This window comes from Amphritea japonica ATCC BAA-1530 (assembly GCF_016592435.1).
Classification (GTDB): Bacteria; Pseudomonadota; Gammaproteobacteria; order Pseudomonadales; family Balneatricaceae; genus Amphritea; species Amphritea japonica.
Map to the genome: position 1 here is coordinate 333,066 of NZ_AP014545.1, position 19,740 is coordinate 352,805.

Annotated in this window: 14 protein-coding genes; 11 read left to right on the forward strand and 3 right to left on the reverse strand. The window is 48.7% G+C overall.

Annotated elements, in window-relative coordinates; translation table 11 throughout:
* The 10 genes from AMJAP_RS01580 to can all read left to right on the forward strand — a co-directional run bounded on the left by AMJAP_RS01580 (position 1) and on the right by can (position 14,573).
* Positions 1 to 603 (forward strand): type IV pilus inner membrane component PilO, encoded by a 603-nt coding sequence (locus tag AMJAP_RS01580; RefSeq protein ID WP_019620928.1) that lies wholly within the window; start codon positions 1 to 3, stop codon positions 601 to 603.
* The gene (locus AMJAP_RS01585; protein ID WP_019620927.1) at positions 587 to 1,135 is read left to right on the forward strand and encodes a pilus assembly protein PilP; all 549 of its coding nucleotides are present in this window, start codon (positions 587 to 589) and stop codon (positions 1,133 to 1,135) included. Before AMJAP_RS01580 ends, AMJAP_RS01585 begins: the two co-directional genes overlap by 17 nt.
* Before the next feature lie 14 nt (positions 1,136 to 1,149).
* Positions 1,150 to 3,246 (forward strand): type IV pilus secretin PilQ, encoded by a 2,097-nt coding sequence (locus AMJAP_RS01590; protein WP_236588739.1) that lies wholly within the window; start codon positions 1,150 to 1,152, stop codon positions 3,244 to 3,246.
* Positions 3,247 to 3,256: 10 nt separating this feature from the next.
* Positions 3,257 to 3,775 carry a shikimate kinase AroK gene (gene aroK / locus AMJAP_RS01595; RefSeq protein WP_236588740.1) on the forward strand — a complete coding sequence of 173 codons (519 nt, stop codon included), beginning with the start codon at positions 3,257 to 3,259 and terminating at the stop codon, positions 3,773 to 3,775.
* A 14-nt stretch (positions 3,776 to 3,789) separates the two neighbouring features.
* A complete protein-coding gene (gene aroB / locus AMJAP_RS01600) occupies positions 3,790 to 4,866 on the forward strand; it encodes a 3-dehydroquinate synthase (RefSeq protein WP_019620924.1) in 1,077 nt (358 codons plus the stop codon).
* A 21-nt stretch (positions 4,867 to 4,887) separates the two neighbouring features.
* Positions 4,888 to 6,447, forward strand: a complete 1,560-nt coding sequence (locus AMJAP_RS01605) for an SPOR domain-containing protein (protein ID WP_201356399.1) — start codon at positions 4,888 to 4,890, stop codon at positions 6,445 to 6,447.
* 174 nt (positions 6,448 to 6,621) lie between these two features.
* Positions 6,622 to 11,076, forward strand: a complete 4,455-nt coding sequence (gltB, locus tag AMJAP_RS01610) for a glutamate synthase large subunit (protein ID WP_019620922.1) — start codon at positions 6,622 to 6,624, stop codon at positions 11,074 to 11,076.
* A 72-nt stretch (positions 11,077 to 11,148) separates the two neighbouring features.
* Complete coding sequence (locus tag AMJAP_RS01615) at positions 11,149 to 12,570, forward strand: FAD-dependent oxidoreductase (RefSeq protein ID WP_019620921.1); 1,422 nt, start codon at positions 11,149 to 11,151, stop codon at positions 12,568 to 12,570.
* A gap of 144 nt (positions 12,571 to 12,714) precedes the next feature.
* Positions 12,715 to 13,779: a uroporphyrinogen decarboxylase gene (hemE, locus tag AMJAP_RS01620; protein ID WP_019620920.1), complete on the forward strand. Its 1,065-nt coding sequence runs from the start codon at positions 12,715 to 12,717 to the stop codon at positions 13,777 to 13,779.
* A gap of 68 nt (positions 13,780 to 13,847) precedes the next feature.
* Positions 13,848 to 14,573 carry a carbonate dehydratase gene (can, locus tag AMJAP_RS01625; protein ID WP_040404245.1) on the forward strand — a complete coding sequence of 242 codons (726 nt, stop codon included), beginning with the start codon at positions 13,848 to 13,850 and terminating at the stop codon, positions 14,571 to 14,573.
* A gap of 69 nt (positions 14,574 to 14,642) precedes the next feature.
* Here can and AMJAP_RS01630 read toward each other — a convergent pair whose 3' ends face one another.
* Positions 14,643 to 15,917 (reverse strand): O-acetylhomoserine aminocarboxypropyltransferase/cysteine synthase family protein, encoded by a 1,275-nt coding sequence (locus AMJAP_RS01630; protein ID WP_019620918.1) that lies wholly within the window; start codon positions 15,915 to 15,917, stop codon positions 14,643 to 14,645.
* Positions 15,918 to 16,077: 160 nt separating this feature from the next.
* On the opposite strand from AMJAP_RS01630, the gene radA reads away from it, so the two are divergent.
* Positions 16,078 to 17,451: a DNA repair protein RadA gene (gene radA, locus AMJAP_RS01635; RefSeq protein WP_019620917.1), complete on the forward strand. Its 1,374-nt coding sequence runs from the start codon at positions 16,078 to 16,080 to the stop codon at positions 17,449 to 17,451.
* On the opposite strand, the gene AMJAP_RS01640 is transcribed toward radA, so the two are convergent.
* Together AMJAP_RS01640 and ettA are read right to left on the reverse strand one after the other, a co-directional pair.
* Positions 17,452 to 17,814 (reverse strand): PilZ domain-containing protein, encoded by a 363-nt coding sequence (locus AMJAP_RS01640; protein WP_019620916.1) that lies wholly within the window; start codon positions 17,812 to 17,814, stop codon positions 17,452 to 17,454.
* 161 nt (positions 17,815 to 17,975) lie between these two features.
* Complete coding sequence (gene ettA / locus AMJAP_RS01645) at positions 17,976 to 19,637, reverse strand: energy-dependent translational throttle protein EttA (protein ID WP_019620915.1); 1,662 nt, start codon at positions 19,635 to 19,637, stop codon at positions 17,976 to 17,978.
* Positions 19,638 to 19,740: the final 103 nt, after the last annotated feature.

The following is a 19,740-nucleotide window of genomic DNA, read 5'->3' on the forward strand; positions in this document are numbered from 1 at the left end:
ATGGCTATGGATGCACTAAAAAACAGCTTTAAAGGCTTTGATGCTGATAATTTGGATCTGAGTACTTCAGGTAACTGGCCTGTTGGCGTTAAGGTGATTGCTTATCTGATTGTTTTTTCTCTGGTTGTTGGGTGTGGTGTTTATTTCTACACAACTGACAAAGAGAAAGTATTAAATAGAGAAGTCAGTCAGGAACCAGGGCTAAAGCAACAGGTTAGTATTAAAACCATTCAGGTTGCTAGCCTCGCTCAGTTGCGAATACAAATGAAGGATGTTGAGGGACGGTTTGCTGAGTTGCTAAAACAGCTCCCGACTGAAAAAGAGGTTCCTGGTCTGTTGGAAGATATTACAGAGATTGGACGTTCCAGTGGTCTCAATATTCAGTCAATTTCACTTGCGGGTGAGAAAAAGAATCAGATCTTTATTGAACTGCCGATAAACATCAGGGTAAGTGGCACTTATCACCAGATGGGGCAGTTTGTGAGCGGTGTGGCGGCGATTCCCCGGATTGTAACGCTGCATGATTACAGTATACAGCCAGCTGGGGCTCAGCTAGATATGACAATTAGTGCGAAGACTTACCGCTATGATGATACAAAGTAAAGTTTTGCGTTTTCTTACTCTTATGCCTGTTCTTTTGGGTGGGTGCGTCTGGATTGACGATGTCAGTGATCTGCGTAGCTTTGTCGCTCAGGAAAAGCAAAAGAAAATCGAACGGGTAGAGCCGTTACCCGAATTCAAGGCTTATCATAGCTTTGTTTACGAGGGGGCGAGTATGCGAAGCCCTTTTAAGCCCTTGGTGTCGATAGTGGTCTTTGAGGGCGATGACGAAACAGAAAATACGGCAGGAACGGGTGTTAAGCCTGATGTTGACAGGGAAAAAGAGTACCTGGAAACATTTTCACTGGATAATCTGGCGATGGTTGGCAGTATCAATATGAACGGTGATGATTCACGCTGGGCGTTGATACGGGATAAAAAGGGAGAAGTTCATCGAGTTTCTGCTGGTGATTATATGGGGCTGGATTATGGCAAAGTAGTTGCTGTTAACAGTGATAACGTTGAGCTTTTAGAAATTGTGACAAACGGCCGGGGTGGTTGGATGAAACGCCCTCGTAGCGTGGTGATGGACTGATGATGGTGAATACTGTGAAAAAGAATATTCAGGCGGGTAAGAAAGCATACTCCGCGTTCGCTAAAGTAGCGGGCATGATCATCGGCGTATGGATGCTGGCTTTCAGTGCTGTTTCGGTTGCTGCGGACGCAAAGCTGCTTTCGTCGTCCTTTGTTGCACTTCCCGATAATAAACTTGAAGTGCGGTTTGATTTTGATGTGCCGCCTTCAGTGCCTAAGTCCTATATGACGAACAGTCCTGCCCGACTGGTGCTGGATATGTGGGGTGTTGAAAATATTCAGGATACCCGTTTGCTGGGTGTTGAGAGTGGTAATGTTGATAATATTAACTTTGCCCAGGTTGCTGGCAGATTGCGGGTAGTTGTTAATCTGTATGAAGCATCAGCTTATGAAACCAGAGCGGATGGAAATAGCCTGTTTCTGGTTGTTGGTGATCGTGGTCAAGTGAAGCAGAGTACTGCTACAGAGCCTTCTCCAGAAGTCGCTGGGTCAAAAAATCAGCCGCCGATGTCTGATAAAACCCGGGTCAGCGGTGTGGACTTTGAGCGTACAGCTGAGGGCGGTGGCCGGATAGTTATCTCTTTGTCTGACGATCGTGCGGGTGTGGATGTAATTGAAGAAGGCAATAATGTTGTTGTTAATCTTCTGGGTGTAGATCTGTCCGCCAGTATGCAGAACCGTATCGATGTAAAGGATTTTGCAACACCGGTAATGTTTATCGACTCTATGGCAAGTGGCGAAAATGCATCGATTTTGATCAAGCCTTCTGCAGAGCCGTATGATTATATGGTCTATCAGACAAATAATCAGTTAGTTGTTGACTTGAAACCGATTACTCAGGCTGAACTGGAGCGTATTGAAGAAGATCGTTTCCCTTATCAGGGTGAGCGAATCGATCTGGATTTCCAGAATATTGAGGTGCGTGCTGTACTACAGATTCTGGCCGAAGTGGCTGAGATGAATCTGGTGGTCAGTGAGGCTGTTGGAGGGAATATTACTCTTAGATTGAAGAATGTCCCCTGGGATCAGGCGCTTGACTTAGTTATGGCAACCAATCAGCTGGATAAGCGTGAGATGGGTAATGTTCTTCTCATTGGTACGGCAGCAGAGATAGCTGAAAGAGAGAAGGCGGAGCTGGAGAGTAGTAAACAGGTAGAAGAGCTTGCGCCGCTTAGAACCGAATTTATCCAGGTCGACTTTAGAAAGTCTTCTGATATGCTTTCGCGCCTGAATGAGGCAAAGCTTATCTCTGAACGCGGCTTTATTCTGGCGGATGATGAAACTAATGTGTTGATGGTGCGTGAAACCGCCAAACGAATGGAAGAGATACGGACTACTCTGCGTCGTTTTGATACTGAAGTAGCACAAGTGTTGATTGAGGCTCGACTGGTTACGGCTAATACTGATGTGTCTAAGGATTTAGGCATTAAGTGGGGCTTAGGTTACGGAAAAACAGATTCAAGTGGCAATGGCGTTTCGTTGGGTAATTCAATCGGGGGAGTGTCTTCTCCTGGTTCCATCCCCAGTGGTTTGATGGTTGATCTTGGCGCAGCTGTTACTTCTCCTGCATCTATTGCAGTGGGTCTGGCTTCCAGCAGTGCGCTATTGCAGCTTGAGTTGTCCGCTCTCGAGACTGACGGTCGGGTAGAGGTGATATCTCAGCCAAAAATTGTCACCACTAATGGTAAGGCGGCTTTGATTCAGTCTGGCCAGGAAATACCTTACCAAACGGTTGAAGATGGCGAAGTCAGTGTTGAGTTTAAAGATGTTGTTCTCTCCTTGGATGTGACGCCGAGAATTAATCCTGGTGACAGAATTGCCATGGATCTGATCATTAAAAAGGATTCGGTGGGTGATCTTCTGCCTAACGGTGAAATCAGTATTATCAACAACGAACTGGAAACCTCTGTGGTTGTGCCTGATGGGCAAACAATAGTTCTGGGTGGTGTGTTTGAAAATGAAACCCGTAATGTGGTGAATAAAACACCACTGCTGGGTGACTTACCTGTCCTGGGCCATCTGTTCCGTAACTCTTCGGAGCGCAATAGTAAATCTGAATTGCTGATTTTTATTACACCTAAGTTGATCAGAGAGTCTCTGTCAGCTCAGTAAGGTTGTTGTATTGAATATATTTCTTATTGGCCCTATGGGTGCTGGAAAAAGCACCATAGGGCGTCTTCTTTCTCAGGAACTGAAGCTTAATTTTGTTGATTCGGACAAAGTAATTGAAGAGCGTGCCGGTGCTGATATTCCCTGGATTTTTGATGTTGAGGGTGAAGAGGGTTTTCGAAACAGAGAGGTTAATATCATCGATATTCTCAGTGATGAGGATAATCAGGTATTAGCTACTGGTGGCGGAGCTGTTCTGCGGAGTGAAAATCGGTCCAATCTTCAGGGTCGGGGTACGGTTATTTATTTACAAGCGTCGGTGGCTCAGCAGTTGGAAAGGACCTCTCGTGACAAGAATAGGCCTTTGCTGCAGACTCCAGATCCAAGTGTTGTGCTACATACGCTTATGGAGCAACGTCATCCCCTTTATATGCAGGTTGCCGATGTTGTTGTGGATACGGAACGTCGTAATCCGAAGGCCGTTGTAACCGATATAATAGCGGAACTTCGCGCGCAGCAGATTATTAAGTAGAGATAACTCCCACCATGCAAACGCTGAATGTTGAACTCGGTGATCGTTCATATCCAATTTTTGTTGGCTCTGATCTGTTTCGGACTGAGTATTTACACCCCTATATCAAAGGTAATCAGGTTCTGATCGTGAGCAATGAAACAGTTGCTCCGCTTTACCTGCAGCAGCTGAAAGCAGCGTTGCCATCGTTGCAGGTTGATGAAGTTATTCTTCCCGATGGCGAACAGTTTAAAACACTCGAAGAATTGAGTGCTGTGTACGACCATTTACTCCAGTGTCGTCATAACCGTACGACCACGCTTATCGCGCTTGGTGGTGGTGTGGTGGGTGATATGACAGGGTTTGCAGCAGCTTGCTATCAGCGCGGTGTTAACTTTATTCAAATTCCTACGACTCTGCTTTCGCAGGTGGATTCCTCCGTCGGTGGTAAAACCGGTGTAAATCATCCTTTGGGTAAGAATATGATTGGTGCTTTCCATCAGCCCCAGTCGGTACTTGCCAGTGTTGATGTTCTGAGTACGCTCCCTGATCGTGAGCTTTCGGCCGGTTTGGCGGAAGTGATTAAATATGGATTGGTTTACGATGCCGTCTTTCTTGACTGGTTGGAAACCAATATGGCGGGGTTGATCGGTCGTGATTCTGCTTTGCTTAGCCGGGCAATTTATCGCTCATGTGAGCTTAAAGCGGAAGTTGTTGCGCAGGATGAGAAGGAATCAGGTGTTAGAGCTTTATTGAACCTTGGGCATACGTTTGGTCATGCTATAGAGTCTTGCCAGGGATATGGGAACTGGTTGCATGGTGAGGCGGTAGCCGCAGGTACCGTGATGGCTGCAGACCTTTCTCGGCGCCTTGGCTGGATTAGCAGTGATGACTATGAACGAGTGGTTAACATATTCAAATTGGCGAACTTGCCGGTAGCGGCGCCTGCAGGGATGACGGCTGACGAGTTCATGAGTTTAATGGCCGTCGATAAAAAAGTTATTGATGGGCAGCTTCGTCTGATATTGCTGCGTTCGCTTGGTGAGGCTGTGGTCACAGATCAGTTTGATCCTCAGGCGTTACAGCAGACTTTGAATCATTTTACATCTTAAGGGCGCGGACAGATGGTTGAGATGAAAGGAAACGGGACCGATGCACTGGCAGATGCGTTTGCCAGTGCAGAACAGCGAAAGAGTTTCTTTTTTGAGCCAGCCTCGCGCTTGCAACTCCTGGAAAAGCTAGAGCACCTGAGTCGTTTTAGTGATTTTCTACTTCTGGTTTCTGGCCCTTCAGGCGCAGGTAAAACTGTTTTATTGCAACAACTTAAAGCGCTTGAGTCTGATCGTACCCTGAGACTTTGTAGTATAGATGCTGTTGAGACCCCTGGTTTAAATGCGTTGTTGGTTTCTCTAAGTGAGCAGCTTAGTCCAGAGATCGATACCCAGGCAGATAATCAGCAGATACTGAATGCTATCTATGATTTTGTTCGGGTGATGGCGGCTGAACATCTCCAGTGGTCCATTATCATCGACAACGCAGATCAGCTTGAAAAGCCGGCGCTTCAGTTGTTACTGCAGATGCTTAGCGATGCGCAGGGACTGGCACTGAAGCCGCATGTACTTATGGCTGCTGGTGAAGGTTTCGGGGCAAAGCTGCAAGCATTCGAAGAGTATGCAGTTCTTGAAGCTCAGGTGCATAACCATGAACTTGAAGCTTTCACGTTATCCGAAGCAAAAAAATATCTATTACAGCGCTATAGTGCATCTGCTTCACTTTCAGAAAAGCAGTTGCAGGCTGTTTATGAGGCCTCTAAAGGCTACCCTGGTGGATTAAACGAGCAGGCGGAGCAATTGTTTCGTTCTGGTTCTGTCAGTAAGGCTAGTCAGTCTGCTGGTTTGACGCGAACACAACTTGTTAGTGTAGCTTCTGTTTTGTTATTAGTTTTGTTTGGTGCGTTATGGCAGTACTGGCCTGAGAATGACAATACGAGTGACCGCACTCAGGTGGCGATTCAACTGCCCGTTGAAAAAGAGGTCGTTGCTGCTGAGGTGTCTGAGCCTGTACAAGAGGTCGGGGTAATTAAGCCGACGGTAACTGTTCCGGGTGCAACCGCTTCTGTTAAAAGCGATGTGGTTGTAAAGCCTGATCCGGTGAAAGAAGCTGCTGCTCCATCTGAAATCGTGGTTATAGAAACGCCTGGACCAGAAGTTGAAAAGGATGCTATTGCGGAAGTGAAGCGTGTGGAAATACCGGCTTTGTCCAGGCCGGCAGCAGAGAAAGTGGTTCCGGTTGTTGAAGATCAGCCGGTGAGTAAGCCTGTTATAGCTCCAGCGCCAGTTGTATCGCCGAAGCCTGCGCCGAAACCACTGATTTCAGCAGTGGAATCCTCTTTGTCTGAGTCAGAAGAAGTGCTTATGAGTTGGCCTGCATCAGGGTATACGTTGCAGATGTTAGGTGCGGGCGTGAAAAAAAGTGCTGAGAAGTTTATTAACGCTCAGGCAGAACCGCAGAAATTCTACTTGTTTCAGACACGTTATAAAAATAAACCCTGGTTTGTGGTAGTCTACGGTCAGTATAAGGATCGTGCTATGGCGCAGGCTGCTAGTAAATCTTTACCCGTGACTTTAGCCAAGCTGAAGCCCTGGGCAAGGACAATTCAGGGGATTCAAACGGATCTATCGACTAGAAAATAGTTTCTTTCGGTATTGTTTTTACAAACAAAAATATCCCCTGTTTGCTTATAATTTGTCCTTCCTTGCCTCTCTGTGTAAAATACCTGTCCCATTTTCCCTATAAATACAACTGTAGCTGGAAATTGACGGCTTTAATATATTGATAATTAAGAACTTTTTGGTGGGATTCGTTTTATGAGCAAAGGTCTGTATCGCCCTGGTGAGTTCAAAGATAACTGTGGTTTTGGTTTGATGGCCCATATGCAAGGGGAGCCAAGCCACGACTTGCTGTTGAAGGCGATTGAAGCACTTGCATGTATGACTCACCGTGGTGGAATCGCGGCAGACGGTAAGACCGGAGATGGCTGCGGATTGTTGATGCAGATACCGGATACCTTTCTGCGTGCGGCTGCGAAGAGCGAACTGGGTGTTGAGTTGGGTGAGAACTATGCCGTAGGCATGGTCTTTCTGTCTAAAGAGCCTGCGCAGGCTGATGCGGCGCGCGAAACATTAAATAAAGAGCTGGCTGCCCAGGGATTGACGGTAGCCGGTTGGCGTATTGTGCCGACAGATGAAAGCTGTCTCGGTCCGATCGCTAAGGATACACTGCCAAAGATTGAGCAGGTATTCGTCACAACAGATAAAACTGAACGCGAACTGGCTGTCAGTATCTATACTGCTCGTCGTAAGGCTGAGATCGCCCTGGCTGCGGATGAAGACTTTTATATATGTAGTCTATCCGACAAGGTTATCTCCTATAAGGGTCTGACGATGCCGGTTGATCTGCCGGTATTTTATAAAGACCTGAGTGATGAGCGTCTGGAAACAGCGATCTGTACCTATCACCAGCGCTTTTCGACTAACACAGCGCCGCGCTGGCCTTTGGCCCAGCCGTTCCGTTTGTTAGCCCATAACGGCGAGATAAACACGATTGAGGGTAACCGTAACTGGTCCCGTGCTCGTTCGAGTAAATTTGCCACTGAGCTTTTTCCTAATGTAGATGAGCTCCAGCCTATTGTTAACACGACCGGTTCAGACTCTTCCAGTATGGATAATATGCTGGAATTCCTGCTAACGGGAGGTATGAACCTTTATCGCGCAGCACGAATGATTGTACCGCCTGCATGGCAGAATGTAGATACCATGGACGCTGAGCTACGTGCCTTCTACGACTATAACTCCATGCACATGGAGCCATGGGACGGTCCGGCTGGAATGGTAATGACCGATGGCCGTTATGCTGTTTGTATGCTGGACCGAAATGGCTTGCGCCCATCCCGCTGGGTGATGACCAAAGATGGCTTCATCTGTACGGCATCTGAGATTGGTGTGTTTGCCTACAAACCAGAAGATATTGTTTCTCAGGGGCGTGTTGGTCCGGGTCAGATTCTCTCTATCGATACTCAGACCGGAGAAGTACTGCATACAGCAGATGTGGATGATCGTTTGAAGAAAGCGCAGCCATATAAAAAGTGGATGCGTGAGAACGCTTTGCCGTTAGAGCAAACCATGAACCTGACTGAAGAGTCCCAGTCTTTCTGTGAGATGACTCCGGAAGCGGTCAAAACGCACATGAAGATGTTCCAGGTGACCTTCGAAGAGCGTGATCAGGTACTTCGCCCGCTCGGTGAAACCGCGATGGAAGCTGTTGGTTCTATGGGCGATGATAAGCCGATGGCGGTTTTGTCCTCAAAAGAGCGTTCTGTTTACGATTATTTCCGTCAGCAATTTGCTCAGGTAACCAACCCGCCGATAGATCCGTTGCGTGAAGCGATTGTTATGTCGCTTGAAACCTGTATTGGTGCTGAACGTAACGTTTTTGAAGAGTCCCCAGAGCATGCGCGCCGTGTGATTCTGACGACTCCGGTATTGTCTGCCAGTAAATTCCTGCGTTTAAAGAATAATACAGTAGATGGCTTTGGTGTTGCTCAGATTGAACTGAACTACGATCCTGCAGAGATGGATCTGAAGGCTGCGATCGAGTCAGTGACTGATCAGGCAGTACAGTTGGTCCGTGACGGTAAAGTTATTCTTATTTTGTCTGACTTTGCAATTGAAAAGGGCAAACTGCCGATTCATGCCTCCATGGCAACAGGTGCTGTGCATCACCGTTTGATTAATGAAGGCCTTCGTGCTGATGCGAACATTGTGGTTGAATCTGGCACGGTACGTGACCCTCACCACTTTGCGGTGTTGTTTGGTTTTGGTGCGACTGCGGTATACCCATACCTGGCTTACCGGGTTCTGACCGACCTTTGTGCAACGAATGAGTTGCAGATGAACTGGCTGGATAGTCACGAGAACTATCGTAAAGGTATTAACAAAGGCCTGATGAAGATCCTGTCCAAGATGGGCATTTCTACGGTTGCTTCATATCGTGGAGCGCAGCTCTTTGAGGCGGTAGGTATTAACTCTGACGTTGTGAGTCTTTGTTATACCGGTGTAGCCAGCCGGATTGAAGGGGCTGACTTTAGTGACTTCCAGAAAGACCAGCAAGCGCTGTCTGAGGAGGCCTGGGTTGCCCGTAAGAAGATTAAGCAAGGCGGTCTGCTGAAGTATGTACATGGCGGTGAGTATCATGCCTACAATCCGGATGTAATCCGGACTATTCATTCGGCGGTTCGCAGCGGTGATTCTGCTGACTATCAGGAATATGCTGATCTTGTGAATAAGCGCGGCGTCGCGACTATCCGTGATTTATTGGGACTGAAAAAAGATGCTAAATCTGTTCAGCTGAGTGAAGTTGAACCGATTGAAAATATATTCAAGCGCTTTGACTCAGCAGCGATGTCGCTGGGCGCGTTGTCTCCTGAAGCCCACGAATGCCTGGCGATGGCGATGAACGAACTGGGTGGTCGTTCAAATTCCGGTGAAGGTGGTGAAGATCCTGCGCGTCATGGTACGAATAAGCGCTCTAAGATTAAGCAGGTAGCGTCGGGTCGTTTTGGTGTAACTCCTGAGTATTTGATCAATGCAGACGTAATGCAGATCAAGGTGGCGCAGGGTGCTAAGCCGGGCGAAGGTGGTCAGTTGCCAGGCGGTAAGGTCAATAGCCTGATTGCGCGTTTGCGTTACTCGGTACCGGGTGTCACTCTGATTTCACCTCCACCGCACCACGATATCTACTCAATTGAAGATCTGGCGCAGCTGATTTTTGACCTGAAACAGGTTAACCCTGAAGGCCTGGTTTCGGTGAAGCTGGTGTCTCGTCCAGGCGTGGGCACTATCGCCTGCGGTGTAGCTAAAGCCTATGCAGATCTGATTACTATCTCCGGCTATGACGGTGGTACAGCGGCGAGCCCGTTGACCTCGGTGCATTATGCAGGCTCTCCCTGGGAGCTGGGTCTGGCGGATGCTCATCAGTCTCTGCGGGGCAACCATCTACGTGGCAATATTCGATTGCAGACCGATGGCGGCCTTAAAACAGGTCTGGACGTTGTAAAAGCAGCGATTCTAGGTGCAGAAAGCTTTGGTTTTGGAACGATGCCGATGGTTGCCGTCGGTTGTAAATACCTGCGTATCTGTCATCTGAATAACTGTGCGACCGGTGTGGCCACACAGAACGATGAGCTGCGGGATAAGCATTACCGCGGTACTGTTGAGATGGTTAAGAACTATTTCCGCTTTGTTGCTGAAGAAACGCGTCAGTGGATGGCCTCTGTAGGGGTGCGTACGCTGGAAGAGCTGGTTGGTCGTGTTGATCTGCTGGAGCTGCTGGATGGTAGTACGACTAAACACGCGAAGCTGGATCTGTCTCCGCTGATCTCTGATGCCGGTATTCCTGCTGAATATCCACAGACTTGCCAGGTAGAGCAGAATGATCCTTACGATCTGGCGCAGTTGAACAGTAAGATGCTGGACTTGGCGCAACAGGCTATCAATGATAAGTCTGGTGCTGAGTTCGAGCTGGTAATTACTAACTGTGACCGTTCAGTTGGTGCGCGGACATCCGGTGCAATCGCGAAAGTACACGGTAACCTGGGTATGAACGATAAGCCTGTTCGCTTTAACTTTACCGGTCATGCGGGACAAAGTTTTGGTGTATGGAATGCGGGTGGTCAGGAACTGTATCTGAAAGGTGATGCAAACGACTACGTTGGTAAAGGTATGGCCGGAGGCAAGATCGTTATTCGTCAGCCGGAAACTGTGACTTTTGCCAGTAATGAAACTGCGATTATCGGTAATACCTGCCTCTATGGTGCGACCGGTGGCAAACTCTTTGCGGCAGGTTCTGCCGGTGAGCGTTTCGGTGTGCGTAACTCAGGTTGTTATGCTGTTATCGAAGGCGCGGGTGACCACTGCTGTGAGTATATGACTGGCGGTATGGTAACTGTGTTGGGTGAGACGGGTTATAACTTCGGTGCGGGTATGACCGGTGGTTTTGCCTACGTTCTGGATATGGATAACACCTTTGTTGATCGGTACAACCATGAATTGGTGGATATCCACCGCGTGGCGCCGCAGCATATGGAAGAATACAAGAACCACTTGCGTACAGTGATCATCGGTTTTGTTAGTGAGACCGGTAGCGCGTGGGGACAGCAGATTGTTGATAACTTCGATGATTACATTGGTCGTTTCTGGCTTGTTAAGCCTAAAGCGGCTAGTTTGGGAGCGCTGCTAGCTGATATGCGCTCCCGTCCGGAGTAATGGGTTCATCGAACAGATGTAATGATTTAGCTGTGTCTGTCTGCGGACAGGCACTATTAGACGGGGTGGAGAATGTCTGAACGTCTGAAGAATGATTTTCAGTTTCTGGAAGTAGAGCGTCAGGGACCAGGTAAAATTGAAGCGAATATCCGTAAAAAGGAATTTGCGGAGATCTATGAGCCTTTTAAATCCGAGGAAGCGTCCGATCAGGCGCACCGTTGTCTCGAATGTGGTAACCCATATTGCGAGTGGAAATGTCCGGTACATAACTATATTCCAAACTGGCTGAAGCTGGTTTCTGAAGGGAATATTATTGAAGCTGCAGAGTTGAGTCATCAGACTAACTCGTTGCCAGAGGTTTGTGGTCGCGTCTGCCCGCAGGATCGTCTCTGTGAGGGGGCCTGTACCCTGAATGACGAGTTTGGCGCTGTGACGATTGGTTCTGTAGAGAAGCATATCACTGATACTGCTTTTGCTATGGGCTGGCGTCCTGATATGAGTAAGGCGCCAGTTACAGATAAAAAAGTAGCTGTGATCGGTGCAGGTCCTGCAGGTCTGGCTGCGGCAGATATCCTTGTGCGTAATGGTGTGAAGCCAGTTGTCTTTGACCGTCATCCTGAGATCGGTGGTCTGCTGACCTTCGGTATTCCAGAGTTTAAGCTGGATAAGGATGTTATGGTTCGTCGCCGTGAAATCTTTACTGAGATGGGTGTTGAGTTTCGACTGAATACTGATATTGGTAAAGATATTCAGATGCAGGCGCTGATCGAAGAGTACGATGCTGTATTCCTGGGTATGGGTACTTATACATACATGAAAGGTGGCTTCCCAGGTGAAGATTTGGATGGCGTCTATGATGCATTGCCATTCCTGATTTCGAACGTTAACCGCTGTCTGGGTTTTGAAAAAGACGCGGCAGATTATATCGGCGTTGAAGGTAAAAACGTTGTGGTTCTGGGGGGTGGAGACACCGCGATGGACTGTAACCGTACTTCTATCCGTCAGGGGGCTAAGAATGTTTACTGTGCCTACCGTCGCGATGAAGCCAATATGCCTGGTTCTAAGCGTGAAGTAGAGAATGCCCGTGAAGAGGGTGTGCAGTTCATGTTTAACCGTCAGCCAGTTGAGGTTGTGGGCGAAGCAGGTAAGGTGACCGGTATTAAAGTGGTGACGACTCAGATGGGCGAGCCCGATGAGAATGGTCGCCGTCGTCCTGAGGTTATTGAAGGCAGTGAAGAAGTGATACCTGCGGATGCGGTATTGGTTGCTTTTGGTTTCCGCCCTAGTCCTGCGCCCTGGTTCGCTGACTTCGGTATCGAGCTTGAACAGGATGGTCGTATCAAAACCTCTGAAGAGGCACGATATTCGTTCCAGACCAGCAATGAGAAAGTTTTTGCCGGGGGTGATATGGTGCGTGGTTCAGATCTGGTGGTTACCGCTATCGATGAAGGCCGCAAGGCTGCAGAAGGCATTCTGGATTACCTGAAAGTGTAAAACAGCAAGTGCTACGAAAAGGTCGCTTTATGCGGCCTTTTTTTGTGTTCGAAAGTCTGAGGTGAGTTACTGCGTTAGTTGTTCGCCCCAGCCGTTAAAAACCTGTAAAATGCCTGCAGTTTTGAATCTGAGTTGAGAAGAGTAATGGCTGAACTAAAGAATGATCGTTTCCTGCGTGCGCTGATGCGTGAGCCTGTTGATGTAACACCGGTATGGATGATGCGTCAGGCTGGCCGTTATCTTCCTGAGTATCGGGCTACCCGTGCTCAAGCCGGCGACTTTCTGAGTCTGTGCAAAAACCGGGATCTGGCATGTGAAGTAACTATCCAGCCTTTAGAGCGTTACGATCTGGATGCGGCTATCCTTTTCTCAGATATTCTGACAATTCCCGATGCTATGGGTCTTGGTTTGTATTTTGAAGTCGGTGAAGGGCCTAAGTTTAAGAAGGTTATTCGTACGGAAGCTGATGTAGATGCTCTGCCGGTACCTAAATCTGCCAGTGATCTCGATTATGTAATGAACGCAGTGAAGACTATTCGCTCCGAGCTGAATGGACGAGTGCCGCTGATCGGTTTCTCAGGTAGTCCATGGACACTGGCTACCTATATGGTTGAGGGTGGTTCCAGTAAAGATTTCCGTCATATCAAGAAGATGATGTATGCGACGCCTGAAGTGCTGCATCAGCTGTTAGATAAATTGGCGCAATCGGTGACTGACTATCTGAATGAGCAGATCCGTAGTGGTGCTCAGGCGGTACAGATTTTTGATACCTGGGGTGGCGCATTGAGCGGTCCGATGTATCAGGAGTTCTCATTGAAATATATGCAGAAGATTGCCAATGGTCTGATTCGTGAAAACGAAGGGCGTAAGGTGCCGCTGATTATGTTTACCAAGAATGGTGGCCAGTGGCTGGAAGCGATGGCTGAGGCGGGAGCAGATGCTTTAGGACTGGACTGGACAACCAATATTGATGATGCCCGGGCCCGTATAGGTGACAAAGTGGCCTTGCAGGGTAATATGGATCCGTCTGTATTATATGGTACGCCTGAGCGTATTCGTGCTGAAGTGGCAGATATTCTGGCGCGTTATGGTAGCGGTCCTGGTCATATCTTTAATTTGGGGCATGGTATCCACCAGTTTGTTGACCCGGCTCAGCCGAAGATTTTTGTTGATGCGGTACATGAACTAAGTGCTCAGTACCACGTCTAACGTGTTGAAATTTAATGAGAGGGCTTATGGCCCTCTTTTGTTATCTAACGGAATTGATGGCTCCCGAGATGAAACGACTGACAGAACTATTGGAAAGTAACCGTCAATGGGCGGAAAAAATCAATCAGGAAGATCCGGAATTTTTTGAAACACTTGCCCAGCAGCAAGCTCCTGAATACCTATGGATTGGTTGTTCTGATAGCCGGGTACCTGCAAATGAGATTGTAAATATGATGCCAGGTGAGCTATTTGTTCACCGTAACGTATCAAATCTGGTTGTGCATACTGATATGAATTGCCTGTCGGTGATTCAGTACGCGGTTGAAGTGCTGAAAGTGAAGCATATTATGGTCGTAGGACACTACGGATGCGGAGGCGTTAAAGCGGCGATAGAGGCGACTCCTCATGGCTTGATTGACAACTGGTTGCGGCATATTCGTAATGTTTACAATAAACACCGTAAGTTGTTGTCGGCCTGGGATAACTCCCATCAGCAGCTGGACCGTTTGTGTGAATTGAACGTAATTGAGCAGGCTTATAATGTCTGTGAGACCACAGTGGTACAGGAAGCCTGGTCGAGAGGACAGGATGTGGCTGTGCACGGTTGGGTTTATGGACTCAATGATGGCCTGGTCAATGATCTGGAATTTGACGCCTGTAGTCAGGAAGATGTAGATGACGAGTATCGGCTTGCGATTAACAAAATCGAAAAACTGCGTGAGCTGGCCTTTGTGTCTGAAAAGGGACAAAACGCCCGCGGTTTATGGGATAAACTACGTAAACTGTTTAACTGATCATTTATTTGCTCAGGTGATATAAAAAAGCCTCGCATTAGCGAGGCTTTTTTTTATCTGCTTTAAATATTACTTCGCAGCTTGTAGTGCCTGATCAAGATCGGCCATCAGGTCATCGATATGCTCGATGCCGATAGACAGACGAACCATTTCCGGGCTTACGCCAGCTGATTTCAGTTCTTCATCGTTCAGCTGACGATGAGTAGTTTCGGCTGGGATTGATGCCAATGACTTACAATCACCTATGTTAACCAGGCGCAGGAAGATGTTGAGTGCATCGTAGAATTTAATAGTGGCTTCGCGGCCGGCTTTCAGACCAAAGCTAAGAATCCCTGATGCCTTGCCGTTCATGTACTTTTTAGCCAAAGCGTTATCTTTGTGGCTTTCCAGACCTGCATAGTTGACCCAGGATACCTGGTCATGATTTTCCAGGTACTCTGCAATCGTCTGAGTGTTTTCGCAGATACGTTCCATTCGCAGGCTTAGAGTTTCGATACCCTGAATCAGCAGGAAGGCGTTCATTGGTGACAGTGCGGCACCGGTATTACGCAGCGGAACGACACGGCAGCGGCCGATAAATGCAGCAGGGCCAAAGGCATCGGTATAGACCACGCCGTGATATGAAACATCAGGTGTGGTTAGCAGAGGGAAGCGGTCAGCGTTATCTGCCCAAGGGAAGTTTCCGGAATCAACAATGACGCCACCGATAGAGTTACCATGGCCGCCGATGTATTTAGTGGCTGCCTGAATAACGATATCAGCGCCGTGCTCAATCGGACGCCATAGTGCGGGGCTGGCAACAGTGCTGTCAACGATCAGTGGCAGGCCGTGTTTATGGGCCAGTTCGGCCAGAGCTTCAATGTCAGCAATGCCGCCAGAAGGGTTGCCGATGGATTCACAGAAGATTGCGCGGGTGCGGTCGTCTATCTGAGCTTCCATTGCGGCAAAGTCGTCTTTGTTAGCGAAGCGTACTTCGATACCCTGGCGCGGCAGAGTGTGCGCGAACAGGTTATAAGTCCCGCCGTACAGCTCGCTGGTAGCGATAATGTTATCACCGGCTTCAGCGATAGTCTGAATCGTGTAAGTAATGGCTGCCATGCCTGAAGCAACTGCCAGAGCAGCAACGCCGCCTTCCATCGCTGCAACACGCTGTTCCAGTACATCGTTGGTCGGATTCATGATACGGGTGTAGATATTACCGGGTACCTTCAGATCGAACAGGTCGGCGCCGTGCTGTGCGTTATCGAATGCGTATGATGCGGTCTGATAAATAGGGACAGCAACTGCTTTAGTGGTTTCGTCCGGGCTGTAACCGCCGTGTACGGCAATGGTTTCCAGTTTCATCTGAAGCTCCTCATGAGAAATGTGATACGTTAAATTTCGTTCTTGTATTTGTTACGTAGCGCTCGATTGTAGCTCTTCAGGAGAAGAAATAAAGCTCTCTTTTGTTCAAGGCAGCAGAGGGTTCAGATAGAATGCGCAGATACACCTAAAGGAGAGTTTGATGGCTAAGGCGAAGAGTGCGTATGTCTGTAATGACTGCGGCGCAGATTATTCCAAATGGCAGGGGCAGTGTACCGCCTGTAATGCCTGGAATACTCTGACCGAGATTCGCCTTAGCAGTGCTAAAGCAAGCAGTACGCGGGGTGCTCGGTATGAGGGATATGCGGGGGCTGGCAATGTTGCAAAGGTGCAGGACCTGTCAGAGGTGAATCTGGCCGAAATGCCTCGTTTTGCATCTGGATCCGGTGAGTTAGATCGGGTGCTGGGGGGAGGATTAGTGCCTGGCTCTGCGATTCTGATCGGTGGTCATCCTGGCGCGGGTAAAAGTACACTGTTATTGCAGACTATGTGTCATCTTGCCCAGCAGATGCCCGCGCTCTACGTTACCGGTGAGGAATCTCTGCAGCAGGTGGCTCTGCGCGCTCAGCGTTTAGGGACGAATAGCCATAATCTGAAAATGCTGTCAGAAACCAGTGTTGAGCAAATCTGCACCACCGCCGAACAGCTTAAGCCGAAAGTGCTGGTGGTCGATTCGATACAGGTGATGCATGTGGATGATGTGCAATCTGCTCCCGGGAGTGTGTCTCAGGTTCGAGAGGCGGCTGCCTATCTGACTCGTTTTGCTAAGCAGACAGGCACGGTGTTGTTCCTGGTTGGCCATGTCACTAAAGACGGCTCGCTGGCGGGACCGAAAGTGCTGGAGCATATGATTGACTGTTCACTGCAATTAGAGGGTGATAGTGACGGTCGTTTCCGGACGTTACGTAGTCATAAAAACCGTTTTGGTGCGGTGAATGAGCTGGGTGTGTTCGCGATGCTTGAGCAAGGCCTGAAAGAAGTAAAAAACCCCAGTTCTATTTTTCTCAACCGTGGCGAGGTGCCTAGCCCTGGCAGTCTGGTAATGGTGGTGTGGGAGGGTACTCGTCCTTTGCTGGTAGAAGTTCAGGCGCTAGTGGATGAAAGTCATATGAATAACCCGCGACGGGTTGCCGTGGGATTAGATCATAACCGGTTGGCGATGTTATTGGCGGTATTGCATCGCCACGGAGGTTTACAAACAGGTGATCAGGATGTGTTTGTTAACGTAGTGGGCGGTGTCAAAGTGCTTGAAACCAGTGCTGATCTGGCGCTATTGCTGTCCGTGGTTTCGAGCTTTCGTGATCGGGCGCTGCCACAAGATCTGATTGTTTTTGGTGAGGTCGGGTTGTCAGGTGAAATTCGTCCGGTGCCTAATGGTCAGGAGCGCATCAAAGAGGCGGCTAAACACGGATTTAGGCGTGCGATTGTGCCAAAAGCAAATGCGCCAAAACAGCGCCTGGAGGGAATGGAGGTAATAGGCGTGAGTCAGTTATCGGAAGCCCTGGAAGCGCTGTGATTACTCTTTAGCGCTCAGGTGCTCCAGCTCTCGTTCAAGCAGGTCTTCGTTACCGAGATTCAGTTCTACAAGTCGGCGAAGATGTGAAACGCTGTCTATATCCATGCTTTGAGCTTCAAAGCCCAGATATTCGCCCATTTGATGACGTAAAATAACGGGCATGCGTATGGTAATGTCATCACTCAGTTTTAGCACAAGGTCAGCGTTGTCGCCGACTTTCAGCATAGGGGTGATGATAGTGGAGGTGAGAGCCCCGCGAAAAGAGATGTCGATCAGGTTGACTGGCCAGCTACAGGCTTCGGTCTCTACTTCACAGTCTGCATCAAAGGTTATCCGCTGAAAGCGGCGCCGTTCTTCTGTCATTTTCTATTCTCCTGCGTATTACTACGTGTTGGCTGCAGCAAATTGCCTTTTAGTTTAGAGCAAATTGTCCGCCGGGAATACCTGCAGGATTACTCAGCATGAGGAATAAAAAAACCGGCCTGAGGGCCGGTTTTTTCTGCAAAGCGCTTAATGCTGGATTACTACTTGGCCATACGCTTGTATTTGATTCGCTCAGGCTGGTGGTCTTTACCGTGCCGCTTTTTATAATCTTCAGCGTATTCGGTATAGTTGCCCTCAAAGAATGCAACGTTAGATTCACCCTCGTAAGCCAGCATGTGGGTACATACCCGGTCCAGGAACCAGCGGTCGTGAGAGATGACTACCGCACAACCAGGGAATGCCAGCAGCGCTTCTTCCAGTGCCCGCAGGGTTTCAACGTCAAGGTCGTTAGTTGGCTCGTCGAGCAGCAGCACATTACCGCCCTCTTTCAGCAACTTGGCCATATGCAGGCGGTTACGTTCACCGCCCGAGAGGTCCTTAACAAACTTCTGCTGGTCGGAGCCTTTGAAGTTGAAACGGCCGCAATAGGCGCGAGAAGAAGAGGTGTAGTTACCGACAATAATATTGTCCTGGCCATCAGAGATCTCTTCCCAGACGGTTTTCTCGCCGGCAAGATCGCGGCTCTGGTCAACATAGGCCAGTTTAACTGTCTCGCCAATTTCGATACTGCCGGCATCAGGTTTTTCCTGTCCGGTGATCATCTTGAACAGAGTGGACTTACCGGCACCGTTACCACCGATAATACCGACAATAGCGCCCTGAGGAATGCTTAACGACAGATCTTCAAACAAGACTTTATCGCCAAAGGACTTGGTAACGTTATCCAGTACGATAACTTTTTCACCCAGACGAGGACCCGGCGGGATATAAATCTCAGAGGTTTCGTTGCGGGTTTGGAATTCACGGGAATTCATCTCTTCAAACTGACGCAAACGGGCTTTAGATTTAGCCTGGCGTCCTTTCTGGCCCTGTCGTACCCATTCTAACTCGGCATTAACCGCTTTATGGTGGGCCGCTTCCTGTTTAGATTCCATCTCCAGGCGATGTTCTTTCTGCTCCAGCCAGCTAGAGTAGTTGCCTTCGTATGGAATGCCGCGACCGCGGTCCAGTTCCAGAATCCAGCCGGCGGCATTGTCCAGGAAATACCGGTCGTGGGTGATCGCCACAACGGTACCCGGGTATTCCTGCAGGAACCGCTCAATCCAGGCGATTGATTCCGCATCCAGGTGGTTGGTTGGCTCGTCCAGCAACAGCATATCTGGCTTGTCGAGTAATAGGCGACAGAGAGCAACCCGACGGCGTTCACCGCCCGATAAGTGTTTAACTTCGGCGTCCCAGGGTGGCAGACGCATCGCATCAGCGGCGCGTTCCAGCATGGTGTCCAGATTATGACCGTCTTTTGCGGAGATCAGATCTTCAAAGCGTGCTTGCTGTTTCGCTAACTCATCAAAGTCGGCATCGGGTTCTGCGTAGGCGGCATAAACTGCTTCAAGACCGTCCAGTGCTTCTTTAACATCGGAAACTGCCTCTTCGACAATTTCGCGAACGGTTTTACTCTCATCCAGTTGGGGTTCTTGCGGCAAGTAGCCAACTTTAATCCCCGGCATTGGACGTGCTTCACCGATGTATTCCTGATCTAAGCCTGCCATGATTTTAAGCAGCGAAGATTTACCCGAACCGTTTAGTCCAAGTACACCAATTTTAGCCCCTGGGAAAAATGACAGGGAGATGTCTTTAAGAATTTCACGCTTGGGTGGCACGACTTTGCCAACCCGATTCATGCTGTAAACGTACTGAGCCATTACACAACCTGTTAACTGTTATCTCGAAACTGCGCATATCTTAGCCGCACAGAGCGATTATTACCATTTGATATGGACTAAAACATCACGGGTTCTCATAGAG